This window comes from Streptomyces sp. NPDC026417 (assembly GCF_055567695.1).
The window spans coordinates 50449-63450 of record NZ_JBVHPY010000025.1 but is presented as its reverse complement, the minus strand read 5'-3'; the positions used below and the strand labels follow the sequence as shown (position 1 = coordinate 63450).

The following is a 13002-nucleotide window of genomic DNA, read 5'->3' as shown; positions in this document are numbered from 1 at the left end:
GCGACGAACCATGAACAGCAACAGAACGCTTCCCGGCAGGGTCTACTCCAGCCAGTCGGTCTTCGGTGCCCCGTGCTGGGTCAGCCTGACCGCGCGCGACCTGCGGGCCACCCAGGACTTCTACGCGGCCGTGCTGGGCTGGGAGTGGCGTTCGGTCAAGCTGGGCGAACAGTTCAAGGTCGCCCATGTGAACGGAGTCCCGGTCGCCGGAGTGGCCGCGGTGGCGACCATGTGGCAGATCGCGGCGGCCTGGACTCCGTACTTCGCCGTCCCGAGCGCCGACGAGGCCGTGGCGCGCAGCCAGGAGCGCGGCGGCACGACGGCGGTGGGGCCGATCGCCTTCCACCCGGGACGGGCGGCCCTGCTGGCCGACCGTGACGGGGCGGTCTTCGGCATCTGGGAGGGCAAGCTCGTCACCGGCTGGGAGGAGTGGCGCCGGGTGGCTCCGGCGTTCGTACGGCTGCACACCCGGGACGCCTTCGACGCAGCGATCTTCTACGGCGAGGTCCTGGACTGGGCATCCGACAAGGCCGGCTGCTGCGACGTCGACTACGAGGAGAACGAGGTCGTGCTGCGCAGCCGGGGCGACGTGGTGGCCCGGATCCATTCCGGTGCCCTGGGCGCCGCGCCCGATCCGACGCTGCGGCCGCACTGGCAGATCCACTTCGCGGTCGAGGACGTGGAGGAGTGCGCCCGCGCCGCCCGCGCCCACGGCGGCACCGCACTCCAGGGCGGCATGGGGTCCACCGAGGCCGTCCTCTCCGACCCCGACGGGGCGCACTTCACCGTGACGCGCTCCGGCTGAGGCGAGGGCGCGCCGCCGGTGGCGGCGCGCCCTCGTCCGACCGCAAGCCCTCAGACGAAGGCGCTCTGTCCGGTGATCGCCTTCCCGACGATGAGCGTGTTCATCTCGCGGGTGCCCTCGAAGGAGTAGATGGCCTCGGCGTCCGCGAAGAACCGGGCGACGTCGTAGTCCAGGACGATGCCGTTGCCGCCGAGAATCTCCCGCGCCCAGGCGACGACCTCCCGCATCCGCGCGGTGACGAACGCCTTCGCCAGCGACGACTGCTCGTCCTTGAACACCCCGTCGTCCTGCAGCCGGGCCAGCTGCGCCAGCATGCCCCAGGAGGCGGTGATGTTGCCCAGGCTCTTCACGAGCAGGTCCTGCACCAGCTGGAAGCCGGCGATCGGCCGGCCGAACTGCTCCCGCTCCGTGGCGTACTTCAAGGCCAGTTCGTAGGCGCCGATCATCACGCCGAGCGCCTGCCAGGCCACACCGCTGCGGGTGGCGCGCAGGATCTCCGCGACGTCGCGGAAGGACTCGATGTTCTGCAGGCGGTCGGTCTCCGGCACCCGCACGTCGGTCAGCGTGACATCGGCGTTCTCCACGATCCGCAGAGACGTCTTGTTCGCGATCTTCTCGGTGGTGAAGCCCTTGGTCCCCTTGGTCACGACGAAGCCCTTGACCTGGTCGTCGTCGACGTCCCGCGCCCACACCACCACGTGGTCGGCGAACGTGGCGTTGCCGATCCAGCGCTTGGACCCGTTCAGCACCCAGTCGTCGCCCTCGCGCCTCGCGGTGGTGCGCATCCCGACGGCCACGTCGGATCCGCCGAGGGCCTCGGTCAGGGCGAACGCCCCGATCGTGTCCATCCTGGCCATGCCGGGCAGCCAGCGGTCCCGCTGCTCCTGGCTGCCGCCCGCGACGATCGAGTACATCGCCAGTCCGTTGTGGACACCGAAGAAGGTGGCGACCGAGGCGTCGACGCGGGCCATCTCCATCGCCATCATCCCCGTCAGCAGATGGCCGGCCGCCGTGTGGTGCTCGCCGTAGTCCTCGTAGGGCAGGCCGACGAGGCCGCTCTCACGGAACTTGCGGACCAGTTCGGGCGGGAAGGTGCCCGCGGCCCAGTTCTCGTTCACCAGCGGCTTGATCTCGTCGCGCATGAAGGTCCGCGTCTTCAGCAGCGTCTTGCGCTCTTCGTCCGAGAGCGCGGCCTCGAAGTCGTAGAAGTCGGCGACCAGCTGGTCTTCCAGGTTGGTAGGCATGCCAGCCTTCTTCCACGCTTTCGTTGCACGATGCACAGGAGCCGCTCGCCGCTCGGCGGCCCCACGGGACTCCCCGGACGCGCACGTCGCGTCCGGTACCGGCCAACTCGACCAGTGCTCGCGGAACTCGGCCCTTCGAAGGCGGCGGGACGGTGGGTACGCTCACGGAGCGCCGCCTCACGCCCTCGCCTTTCGAGAAAGGACCGCACATGCCGGTCTTCACCGCCACCGACGGTGTCCGCCTCTCGTATCGGGAGTGGCCGGGGGATTCCGGCCTGCCCCCGGTGCTGCTGCACCACGGCTTCATCGCGGACGGGGAGTCCAACTGGGTCTCCACCGGCATCGTCGCGGCGCTCACGGCCGGCGGACGCCGGGTCGTCGCCGTCGACGCACGGGGGCACGGCCGGTCGGACAAGCCCCACGACCCGGAGCGGTACGGCGAGGCCCGCATGGCCGAGGACGTCCGCACGCTGGCCGATCTGCTCGGGGCGCCGTCCTACGACCTGGTGGGCTACTCGATGGGAGCGATCGTCGCCCTGCTCACCGCCGTCCGCGACGCGCGGATACGGCGACTGGTGGTCGGGGGTGTGGGCGCGGCGGTGGTCGAACTCGGCGGCGTGGACACCAGGGTGATCGGGGGCCCGGCCCTGCAGCAGGCCCTGCGCGCCGACGACCCCGCCACGATCGCCGATCCGGCCGCCGCGGGCTTCCGGGCGTTCGTCGACGCCGTCGGCGGCGACCGCATCGCCCTGGCGGCGCAGGCCTCCGCCGCCCACGCCCGGCCGATACCGCTCGACTCGATCAAGGCTCCCACCCTGGTCGTCGCCGGCCGGGACGACGTGCTCGCCGTCCGCCCGGAAACCCTCGCGGACGCGATTCCCGACGCGACGCTGCGCGTGGTGCCCGGCGACCACATGCAGGCGGTGCTCGATCCCGCCTTCCGCGCCGAGCTGGTCGCCTTCCTCGGCGACGGCTGACCTCCGCCGCCCGCGGGGCCGGCGGTCGCGCGACCTCGCCGGGCCGCCCCGGACGAGGACGGCCCGGAACGGTGTGCCCCCGCCCTCTGCCCGGACCGCGGGGAGCGGATCGGGGGCACGACCTCCCGGTCCGTCGTATGGACTCCCGCCCGTCAGCCGCCCAGGGTGCCCGCGGGGAGGATCGACTGCAGGGAGGTGGCCGGGTGCCCCACTTCCAGCGAGCCGAGGACACCGTTCAGGAAGGGCGCCAGAGGGGCGGCGGACCGGCCGGGGCCGGGAGCGGCCGCCTGGGCGGCCTGGGCGGCCGGGGCGGACACCAGCAGGGCCGCGGCGATGACAGAGACACAGGCGAGCTTCTTGATCATGCCCGTCCTAACGAGACCCCCTCCCCCGGGCAACGCACCCCTCACCCGCTTGCCCGCGGGCCCCAGGTGGCACAGGGGTCCACCGGCGGGCGCGGACGCAGCGGACCCCGCCGCTTCCGCGCGCCAGGGTTCACGGCCAGGCGCCGCCACGTCCGCACCTCCGGTCACCCCGCCCCCGATCGGGCCTTCGCGGCGGCGCGGGTCGCCGCGGCCTCCGGTGATCCGACCGGCGCCGCCCGCGCGGTGCACCGCCGCGGGCACGCCCTGCTCAGCCCCCCGCGGCGACCGTTTCGCCCGGACATCGCGCCGCGTCTCGCGTCGACGGTGCAGGCGGTGGATCATCCCGGCGGACTCTTCGGTAACGTGAGGTTATGAGCCACCCGCATCCAGAACTCAAAGCCGCCCCGCCCCTGCCCAAAGGCGGGCTGAGGGTCACCGCCCTGGGCGGCCTCGGCGAAATCGGTCGCAACATGACCGTTTTCGAGCACGCCGGCAAGTTGTTGATCGTGGACTGCGGTGTGCTGTTCCCCGAGGAGAACCAGCCCGGGGTCGACGTCATCCTGCCCGACTTCACCTCGATCCGGGATCGCCTGGACGACATCGTCGCCGTCGTCCTCACCCACGGCCACGAGGACCACATCGGGGGCGTGCCCTATCTGCTGCGGGAACGGGCGGACATTCCCGTCGTCGGCTCGAAGCTCACCCTCGCGTTCCTGGAGGCCAAGCTCAAGGAGCACGGGATCAGGCCCCGCACGGTGCGGGTGCGGGAGGGCGACCGGCGCGGCTTCGGCCCGTTCGACTGCGAGTTCGTCGCCGTCAACCACTCGATCCCGGACGGGCTCGCGGTGGCCCTGCGGACCGGCGCCGGCATGGTGCTGCACACCGGCGACTTCAAGATGGACCAGTTCCCCCTGGACGACCGGATCACCGACCTGCGCGCCTTCGCCCGCCTCGGTGAGGAGGGTGTGGACCTGTTCCTCACCGACTCCACCAACGCCGAGGTCCCCGGCTTCACCACCTCCGAACGCGAGCTGAACCCCGCGATCGAACAGGTCATCCGCACCGCGCCTCGCCGCGTGATCGTCTCCAGCTTCGCCAGCCACGTGCACCGCATCCAGCAGGTTCTGGACGCCGCCCACCAGCACGGCCGCAAGGTGGCCTTCGTGGGCCGCTCCATGGTCCGCAACATGGGCATCGCCCGCGACCTCGGCTACCTCAAGGTCCCGTCGGGCCTGGTCGTGAACGCCAAGGAGCTGGAGAAGCTCCCCGACCACAAGATCACCCTGGTGTGCACCGGCTCCCAGGGCGAGCCGATGGCGGCCCTGTCGCGGATGGCCAACCGCGACCACGCGATCCGCATCGGCAAGGGCGACACCGTCCTGCTCGCCAGCTCCCTCATCCCCGGCAACGAGAACGCCATCTACCGGGTGATCAACGGCCTGACGCGGTGGGGTGCCAACGTCGTCCACAAGGGCAACGCCAAGGTGCACGTCTCCGGCCACGCCAGCGCCGGCGAACTCGTCTACTGCTACAACATCGTCCGCCCCCGCAACGTCATGCCCGTCCACGGCGAGTTCCGCCACCTGCGGGCCAACGCCGACCTCGCCATCCGCACCGGCGTCGACCCCGACCGTGTCGTCATCGCGGAGGACGGTGTCGTGGTCGACCTCGTCGACGGCCGCGCCTCCATCACCGGCAAGGTGCCCGCCGGGAACGTCTACGTGGACGGCATGGAGGTCGGCGGCGCGACCGAAGCCTCCCTCAAGGACCGGGTCACCCTCGCCCAGGAGGGTGTCATCACCGTCGTGGCCATCGTCGACGCCGACACCGGCGCCCTCGCCGAAGCCCCCGACTTCCTGGCCCGCGGCTTCGTCCACGACGACACCACCTTCGAGCCCGTCGTCCCCGTCATCGAGAAGACGCTGGCCGCCGCCGCGGAGGAAGGCGTCGGCGACGCCCATCAGCTCGAACAGCTCATCGCCCGTGCCGTGGCGAACTGGGCCTTCCGCACACACCGCCGCAGGCCGCTGATCATCCCCGTCATCATCGACGCCTGACCGGGCCCTCCCCGCTCCCGCGCGGGGCACCGGTCAGGCCGGTGCGCACCCGTCGTGGCGGGGGAGCCCGGCGTTCTCGTGGGGATGCGGGCCGTACGGCCCGCATCCCAGCGGGAGCGTTCACCTCCCGATGCGCTGGTGTGTGCGAAGCGACCCCCGGTGTTATTCAATGAGATGTGCGCTCAGGGATCTCGGGGCCCCGTCGCACGGGTCCGAGTAACGCCCCCGGCCCTGCGCCGGGGATTGCCGAGAGAGCCGCATGGACTCCACGCCCTCAGCCTCGTCGCCGTTCGACCTGGTCAGCAGCGCCCTGGGGCGGTACATCCCGCGTGGCGGAGCGGCGGCGGCCGCCGGTCCCGGCGACGCGCAGGGCGACCTCGGCACCGGCCGACGCCCACGAGAGGACCCGGCGGCCGACCGTCAGGACCAGATTCTCGGCGTGGTCAACCTGGACGCGGACCTCAACGTCACCCGCCGCAACCTGGACGCCCCCGTGTTCGCGGGCCTGGACGCCGTACCGGGGACTCCGTTCGCCGATCTGCTGCCTCCCGGGGACGTACCGACGGTCACCCGGCGGCTGCGCCAGGTCCTGGAGCTCGGTGAGGCACACGTCGCCCGGATCCAGCGCCTGCGCCGCGGAGACGGGTCGGAGCTGGTGACCTCGCTGAGCATCCTGCCCGCCGCGGCACCCCAGGAGGGCTTGACCGTCTCCGTGATCGCCATGGCCAGGCGGCTGCACCTGTACGCCGCCGAGACCGCGATCGGCACCTCACTGGACATCGGCGAGACCGCGCAGTCCCTGGCCCAGTCCCTGCTGGCCTGGGGAGACGTGGCAGCCGTCGACCTCGACTTCGCCGTGTGGACGGGCGAGGGCGTCACCGAGCGGGCGCAGGGGCGCATCCGGCTCCGGCGGGCGGCACTGGTGCCGGACCGGGCATGGCCCGAGGGGTACGTGACCCCCGGCGACGATCTTCCCGGCGACGCGAGCCGCCTGCTGGCGCAGGCCGTACGGCGGGACGACGCCCCGCAGGCGATCGTCATACCCGACCGGGAGACGATCGAGCGGGTTCTCGGCAGTCCGCGCGTGATCCGTGCCCTGGTGCCGGGCGACCGGTCGGCGAGTGTGGCGTGCATTCCGCTGGTCCTGGACGCCACGCCGCCCGTCGTGCTGGGAGTGGCGGAGGTCTGGCGCCGGGCGGACCGCCCCTTCCGCGACAGCGAACTGCTGGACCTGCAGGAACTGGTGGCCAGGACCGCCCATCACGTCGACCTGGCTCGTCAGCACCAGCGCGAGCACACGCAGGTGCTGGCGTTGCAGCGCCGGCTGCTGCCCCGGTCCGGCGGCGACACCATCGAGATCGCGAGCGTGTACCAGCCCGCCACCCCGGACAGCGCGGGCGTCGGCGGCGACTGGGTGAACAGTTTCCCGCTGCCGGACGGCCGGACCGCGCTGGTGGTCGGTGACGTCGTCGGGCACGGTCTGGGAGCCGCGGCAACCATGGGCCAGCTGAGCATGGAGGCCCGCGCGCTGCTCTCCGCGGGACTGGCACCCGACGAGGTACTGGAGCACCTCGACGAGACCGTGTCACTGCTGGACGACTCGGATTCCGGGCTGGCGGCGGGCTACAGCGCCCTCGGCTCGACCTGCTGCATCGCCCTGTACGACCCGGTCAGCCATCAGGTGGCGCTCTCCAGCGCCGGCCACCTCCCCCCGGTTCTGGTGCTTCCGGACGGGCGGGCGAGTCCGCTGTCGGTGCGCCCGCACCCCGGGCTGGGGGCGGAATTCGCGCTGCGGGAGCCGTTCGACGTGCATACCTTCAGCGCGCCGCCGGGCTCCCTGCTCGCCCTCTACACGGACGGCCTGGTGGAGGATCCGGCCCTGTCGATCGACGAGGGGATCGACAGGCTGGCCGACGCCGTGTCCACGGTGCACCCCTGGGACGCCCTGCAGCAGGCCGCGCGGCACGTCATCTCTACGCTGGCGCCCGCGCGCCAGCGCGACGACGTGACCCTGCTGCTCGCGCGCATGATCGGGTACCGCAAGGGGGACACCGCGACCTGGCGGCTGCCCGCCCGCAACGACGCGCCCGCCCGTGCCCGCGCGCACGTCTCGGCGCTGCTGCGGCAATGGCGCACCAGGGCCGACACCCGGGACGCTGTGCCGCTGCTGGTCAGCGAGCTGGTCACGAACGCGGTGCGCCATGCCACCGGTCCCGTCACAGTCCGGTTGATCAGGTCCGGTCACAGCCTGCTCTGCGAGGTGGGCGACACCGGTAACGGCAGGCCGCAGCTGAGCCGGGGCGACCTCCTCGACGACGGCGGGCGCGGCCTGCACGTCGTGCACCGGCTCACCACCCGCTGGGGGGTGCGGTGGACGGACACCGGCAAGGTGGTGTGGGCGGAGGTCGCCCGATGACGCGGCGGCACACGGGGGTGCTGCGGCGGTGCTACAGCCACTCCCCTTCCAGGGCGGTGGCGGTGAGGCCCGGAGCCGCCGCGTACAGGACGGCGCGACTGCCCGGCTTCTGCCCGGCGTCGTGCGCCCGCCGCAGTATGTCGAAGACGGCGGCGCCTCCGCGGTTGCCGCTCGCGTAGCTGTCCCGGCTGTGGTCCAGCAGCCCCGACGGCCATGTGTCGGGCATGGTCTGCTCCATGTACTCCAGCACCCGGGTGCCGCCGGGGTGCGCGAGCAGTACGTCGGGGTGCCAGGAGCCGGGGGCGTCCTGGTCGCGGACGCTCAGCCAGTCCCACATGGCGGTGACCGTCTCCTGCACGGCGCGCGGTCCGCGGCGGTCCATCACGAAGTGGGCGCCGTCCGCCCGCGTGTCCAGTCGGTGCAGGTCGTTGGTGCCGGGGAGGGTGTGGTGCCAGGCGGTGTCCAGCCGCACGATCGACTCCTCCCTCGGGCGGCCCGTCACCACGGCGGCGACCGCGGTGTCCGCGAACAGCAGCCGGACGATGAGGGATTCGAGGGTGTCGTCCGCGGGCTGGTAGGTCGTGCTCAGCGCCTCCGCGATGACGACCAGGACCACCCGGTCGGGGTCGGCGGCCACGAGGTCCGCCGCGAGGGCCAGGGAACGGGTCCCCGCGACGCAGGCCCACTGCGTGGCCGGCAGCAGCATCACGTCGTTGCGGAGCGGGAGTCGGTTGGCCAGGGCGACGTCCAGGCCCGGCAGCGCCGGGGTGGTGGAGTGACTGGTGATCAGGCAGTCGACGTCCGAGGCGTCCAGCCCGGCGATCTGCAGGGCCCCGCGCGCCGCCCGCTCCCCGTAGGACTGCACGGCCTCCCAGGCCGGCGCGGTCCGTTCCTGGACGGTCTGCGGTGCGGGTATCGCCTCCAGGGCGGCGATCGCACGGTCCACGTCCTGCGCGGTGAACCCCTCGCGCGCCAGCGCCTCTTGGGCGGTCCCGACGCCGACGGCTCCCAGGCCGCCGCCGTTGCCGGGCGCGACGGCCGTCTCCAACGGCAGCATCCAGCCGCGGGTCTCGATACCCGTACTGGCGGCGATTCCGTCGATGCGCGGCGCCCAGGCCGCGTCCGGGTGCCGGTCGCGCACCTCCGCCACGATCCGGCTGGTCTCCACGGCGTGCTCTCCGTGGATGACGGCGGGAGGACACAGGTAAGCGGCCATGAGGGGGCACCTTTCCAGGGGGCAGGAGGACGTCGGGGGCTGCGCCATGGGCCACTTGGGAGTTCGTGCCCACGCAGAGGGGCTCCGCTTCGGGAGTCGCTGTCCCTAGGGAGCATGGGCGACAAAGGGACATTTACGCTGTGATGCAGACAACTTGGGCGCCATTTAAGGGCGTGATACGGCACACACCGAGCGAAAAGATGTCTTTCGAAGTGGTCTCGCAGGTCCCAGCTGACGGTCCGTCAATTCAACGGGTGCCCGCGGAGTCGTCGCGCGCGAACGACGGACCGCCCGACCCGCCGGGCCCTTTCACGGCCGGATCGGAGCGGGGCGGAACGACGCACGTCAGGCATGCCCCTCAGGGAGTTCACCGAGCCCGGCACCCAAGCCCCCGGCCCTGCCGACATGGTGAGCACACGCACTATCAGGCCCAGAACTATGGTGTCCCACCACATACGCCTCTGACCTGCGCGTTCCTACGGTATGGCGACACACAACAGTCCCCGTTCACCCTCAGGAAGTGGTGCCGATGTCGTCGCCCACAAGTGCTCCGCCAGCCCCCCATCTCCACCGCATCGTCGCCGCCAGCCTGATCGGCACCACCATCGAGTGGTACGACTTCTTCCTCTACGGATCCGCTGCCGCTCTCGTCTTCAACGAACTCTTCTTCCCCAACTCCGATCCGCTCGTCGGCACGTTGCTCTCGTTCCTGACCTATGCCGTCGGGTTCGCGGCCCGGCCGATCGGCGCCCTCGTCTTCGGGCACTACGGCGACCGCCTCGGCCGCAAGAAGCTGCTGGTGCTCAGCCTGCTGCTGATGGGCGGAGCGACCTTCGCGATCGGCCTGCTGCCCACGTACGGCACCATCGGCGTCGCGGCCCCGGTGCTGTTGACCACGTTGCGCCTCGTGCAGGGCTTCGCCCTCGGCGGCGAGTGGGGCGGCGCCGTCCTGCTGGTGTCGGAGCACGGGGACCCCGAACGGCGCGGCTTCTGGGCCTCCTGGCCGCAGACCGGAGCTCCCGCCGGACAACTGCTCGCGACGGGCGTGCTCTCGCTGCTGACCGCCACGCTGTCGGACGACGCCTTCGGCTCCTGGGGCTGGCGCATCCCGTTCCTGCTCTCCGGCGTCCTGGTGATGGTCGGTCTGTGGATTCGGCTGTCCGTCGACGAATCACCGGTCTTCAAGGAGGCCCTGGCGCAGGCGGAGGCCCGCAAGAAGGCGGAGGCCGCGAGCACCGCGGTCGTGGCGGCCGAGAAGATGCCGCTGGTCTCGGTCATGCGCCACCACTGGCGGGACGTGCTGGTGGCGATGGGCGCCCGCATGGCGGAGAACATCAGCTACTACGTGATCACCGCCTTCATCCTGGTGTACGCCACCACGTCGGCCGGCGTGTCCAAGCAGACGGCACTGAACGCGGTGCTCGTCGCGTCCGCCGTGCACTTCGCCGTCATCCCGGCCTGGGGTGCTCTCTCGGACCGCGTCGGACGGCGTCCCGTCTATCTGCTGGGCGCTGCCGGAGTCGGGCTGTGGATGTTCCCGTTCTTCCGGCTGATCGACACCGGCGGCTTCGGGAACCTCATCCTGGCGGTGACCGTCGGCCTGGTCCTGCACGGGGCGATGTACGCACCCCAGGCCGCCTTCTTCTCGGAGATGTTCGCGACCCGGATGCGTTATTCGGGGGCTTCCATCGGTGCGCAGTTCGCCTCCGTCGCGGCCGGCGCGCCCGCCCCGCTCATCGCGACCGCCCTGCTCGCCGAGTACGACAGCTCGACCCCGATCGCCCTGTACGTGATCGCGGCGGTCCTCCTGACGCTGGTCGCCGTGGGGGTGGCCAAGGAGACCCGGCACCGGGACCTGGCCGACGTGGACGCCCCGACCGGCGCGGAACCCGTCGCGCCGGCCCCGGCGGAGGACGCGCGGACCGTCTGATCCGGGAGCACCGCACCGGCCCTCGTACGCACCCGCGTACGAGGGTCAGTGCCGTGCGGCCGAGGACAACCGGTGCAGACGGAGCGCCAGTTGGATCTCCAGAGCCCGGGACGGACTCTGCCAGTCGTCCCCGAGGAGCCGGCCCACACGCTCCAGCCGCTGCGCCACCGTGTTCACGTGGACGTGCAGCTCGTCCTTGGTGCGCGCCGGGCTCATGCCGCAGGCGAAGTACGCGTCGACGGTGCGCAGCAGGTCGGTTCCGCGCCGCTCGTCGTACGCCACGACCTGCCCGATCGTGCGCTCGACGAAGCCGGAGATGTCCCGGTCCCCCGCGAGCAGCAGCCCCAGGAACCCGAAGTCCTCCGCGGCGGCCCCGTCCCCGGCGCGGCCGAGGAGCCTCAGGGCTTCGAGGGACCGCTGCGCCTCCGCGTACGCCGCGGCCACCACGTCGGGCCGGGCCGCGAGGTCCCGGACCGGAGGGGAGGCGCCGACGCTGACCGCTTCGTGGACCGCCGTGCCGAGGTGTCTCGCGGTGCGGCGGGCCAGCTCGGTCGCGGCGTCACCGGGCTCCAGCGGCAGCAGCAGGACGGTGCCTCCGTCGCGCGCGGCGGCCAGTCCGCGCCGGGTGCCGGCCAGGTGGGATGCGGCGGACCACAGGCGCCGGCGCGCACCGGCCTCCTGGTCCGCGTCGGCCGCCGTGCCGTCGAGGCGGGCGGCGAGCACGACGTGGGTGGCGTCGAGGTCGGCGTGCAGCCGGGCGGCGCGGTCGCGCAGCAGGCGCGGGTCGCGGTCGCGGGAGTCGAGCAGGTCGTCCAGCAACTCACCGCGCACGCGCTGTTCGGCTTCGGCGGCGGAGCGTCTGGCGAGCAGGAGCAGGGACGTGACCATCGCGGCGCGCTCCAGGGTGCGCTGGTCGACGGGGTCGAGGCCGGCCTGCCCGTGCAGCACCAGTGCGCCCAGCAGCTCTCCGCCGGCCGTGACGGCGGCGACCCAGTCGTCACCGCGACGCACGGCGTGCCCCTCCGCACGGGAGGCCTCGAGGGCCGCGTCGGGTGTGATGCCGGCCTCGGCGAACTCCACGGTGCCCGCCAGGACCTCGGACACCGCGGCGGCCACGTCGTGCACCCCGCCGCCGCGCAGCACGAGTTCGGCGAGGCGGTCGTGGACGTCGGAGGCCCGCTCGATCACCGCGCTGCGGTCCTGGATGATCTCGTTGGCCCGGCCGAGCCGGTCGAGGGCGGAACGCGTCTCGGTGAGCAGGTTCGCCGTGTCGATCGCGGCGGCGGCCAGGGCGGCGAAGGAACCGAGCAGGGCGATCTGCTCGCGCTCGAAGACGCGGGCTCGCCGGTCGGCGGCGAACAGCACCCCGATGACGTGGTGCCCGATCATCAGCGGCACGCCGAGGATCGCGACCAGGCCCTCGTCCCGCACCCCCGTGTCGATCGTCTGGGTGTGCTGGAAACGGTCGTCCTCGAAATAGTCGTCGGTGACGTACGGGCGGGCCGTCTGCGCGACGAGGCCGCCGAGCCCCTCGCCCATGCCGAGCCGCAGCTGCTGGAACCGCGCGGCCACGGAGCCCTCGGTGACCCGCATGTAGGTGTCGCCCCTGGCCGGGTCGTTCAGGCTCAGGTAGGCCACGTCCGTGCCGAGCAGCGACCGGGCCCGCTGGACGATCGCCTGCAGCACGGCGTCCAGGTCGCGCAGTCCGGCCAGGTCGTGCGCGGTCTCGAAGAGCGCGGACAGCTCCGCCTCCCGGCGGCGGCGTCCCTCCATCTCCGAGCGCACCCGCAGGGCCAGCAGTTTCGCCTGCTCCAGCGCGGCCACGCGCTCGGCGGACCGGCCCTCGGCGCGGGCCAGCAGGACCGGCTGCTCGTACGCGTCGGCGGAGGCGCCTCGGGCCAGCAGCTCCAGGAACGGCGCCTCGGCGCCGGCTGCGGAGCGCTCGGCGGACTGCACGTGATCGCGGGACATGGTCACAGGATTACCTGTCGG

9 protein-coding genes are annotated in these 13002 nt (G+C 72.4%); 5 read left to right on the top strand and 4 right to left on the bottom strand.

What is annotated here, in order from left to right; genetic code table 11:
• The first annotated feature begins 10 nt into the window (after nt 1-10).
• The gene (locus ACZ4NT_RS31770) at nt 11-805 is read left to right on the top strand and encodes a VOC family protein (protein WP_467728544.1); all 795 of its coding nucleotides are present in this window, start codon (nt 11-13) and stop codon (nt 803-805) included.
• 50 nt (nt 806-855) lie between these two features.
• On the opposite strand, the gene ACZ4NT_RS31765 is transcribed toward ACZ4NT_RS31770, so the two are convergent.
• Nucleotides 856-2049: an acyl-CoA dehydrogenase family protein gene (locus tag ACZ4NT_RS31765; RefSeq protein WP_121408315.1), complete on the bottom strand. Its 1194-nt coding sequence runs from the start codon at nt 2047-2049 to the stop codon at nt 856-858.
• Between the two features lie 209 nt (nt 2050-2258).
• Here ACZ4NT_RS31765 and ACZ4NT_RS31760 point away from each other — a divergent pair, with 209 nt between their 5' ends.
• Nucleotides 2259-3026, top strand: a complete 768-nt coding sequence (locus tag ACZ4NT_RS31760; RefSeq protein WP_121408316.1) for an alpha/beta fold hydrolase — start codon at nt 2259-2261, stop codon at nt 3024-3026.
• A 152-nt stretch (nt 3027-3178) separates the two neighbouring features.
• Here the strand turns inward: ACZ4NT_RS31760 and ACZ4NT_RS31755 are convergent, their stop codons facing one another.
• Nucleotides 3179-3391: a hypothetical protein gene (locus ACZ4NT_RS31755; protein WP_467728543.1), complete on the bottom strand. Its 213-nt coding sequence runs from the start codon at nt 3389-3391 to the stop codon at nt 3179-3181.
• Nucleotides 3392-3762: 371 nt separating this feature from the next.
• Here ACZ4NT_RS31755 and ACZ4NT_RS31750 point away from each other — a divergent pair, with 371 nt between their 5' ends.
• Complete coding sequence (locus ACZ4NT_RS31750) at nt 3763-5448, top strand: ribonuclease J (RefSeq protein WP_467728542.1); 1686 nt, start codon at nt 3763-3765, stop codon at nt 5446-5448.
• A 259-nt stretch (nt 5449-5707) separates the two neighbouring features.
• The gene (locus ACZ4NT_RS31745) at nt 5708-7864 is read left to right on the top strand and encodes an ATP-binding SpoIIE family protein phosphatase (protein WP_121408319.1); all 2157 of its coding nucleotides are present in this window, start codon (nt 5708-5710) and stop codon (nt 7862-7864) included.
• A gap of 31 nt (nt 7865-7895) precedes the next feature.
• Here ACZ4NT_RS31745 and ACZ4NT_RS31740 read toward each other — a convergent pair whose 3' ends face one another.
• Nucleotides 7896-9080 (bottom strand): type III polyketide synthase, encoded by a 1185-nt coding sequence (locus ACZ4NT_RS31740; protein WP_467728541.1) that lies wholly within the window; start codon nt 9078-9080, stop codon nt 7896-7898.
• 529 nt (nt 9081-9609) lie between these two features.
• Between ACZ4NT_RS31740 and ACZ4NT_RS31735 the strand changes: the two genes are divergently transcribed.
• On the top strand, nt 9610-11010 hold the full coding sequence (locus tag ACZ4NT_RS31735) for an MFS transporter (protein ID WP_467728540.1): 1401 nt from the start codon (nt 9610-9612) through the stop codon (nt 11008-11010).
• A gap of 45 nt (nt 11011-11055) precedes the next feature.
• On the opposite strand, the gene ACZ4NT_RS31730 is transcribed toward ACZ4NT_RS31735, so the two are convergent.
• A complete protein-coding gene (locus tag ACZ4NT_RS31730) occupies nt 11056-12981 on the bottom strand; it encodes a helix-turn-helix domain-containing protein (RefSeq protein ID WP_467728539.1) in 1926 nt (641 codons plus the stop codon).
• Nucleotides 12982-13002 lie beyond the last annotated feature (21 nt).

What these genes read in the sequence shown, in the direction of transcription:
- ACZ4NT_RS31770 (WP_467728544.1), top strand. Translation starts at nt 11, where the DNA reads ATGAACAGCAACAGAACGCTTCCCGGCAGGGTCTACTCCAGCCAGTCG.
- ACZ4NT_RS31765 (WP_121408315.1), bottom strand. Translation starts at nt 2,049, where the DNA reads ATGCCTACCAACCTGGAAGACCAGCTGGTCGCCGACTTCTACGACTTC.
- ACZ4NT_RS31760 (WP_121408316.1), top strand. Translation starts at nt 2,259, where the DNA reads ATGCCGGTCTTCACCGCCACCGACGGTGTCCGCCTCTCGTATCGGGAG.
- ACZ4NT_RS31755 (WP_467728543.1), bottom strand. Translation starts at nt 3,391, where the DNA reads ATGATCAAGAAGCTCGCCTGTGTCTCTGTCATCGCCGCGGCCCTGCTG.
- ACZ4NT_RS31750 (WP_467728542.1), top strand. Translation starts at nt 3,763, where the DNA reads ATGAGCCACCCGCATCCAGAACTCAAAGCCGCCCCGCCCCTGCCCAAA.
- ACZ4NT_RS31745 (WP_121408319.1), top strand. Translation starts at nt 5,708, where the DNA reads ATGGACTCCACGCCCTCAGCCTCGTCGCCGTTCGACCTGGTCAGCAGC.
- ACZ4NT_RS31740 (WP_467728541.1), bottom strand. Translation starts at nt 9,080, where the DNA reads ATGGCCGCTTACCTGTGTCCTCCCGCCGTCATCCACGGAGAGCACGCC.
- ACZ4NT_RS31735 (WP_467728540.1), top strand. Translation starts at nt 9,610, where the DNA reads ATGTCGTCGCCCACAAGTGCTCCGCCAGCCCCCCATCTCCACCGCATC.
- ACZ4NT_RS31730 (WP_467728539.1), bottom strand. Translation starts at nt 12,981, where the DNA reads ATGTCCCGCGATCACGTGCAGTCCGCCGAGCGCTCCGCAGCCGGCGCC.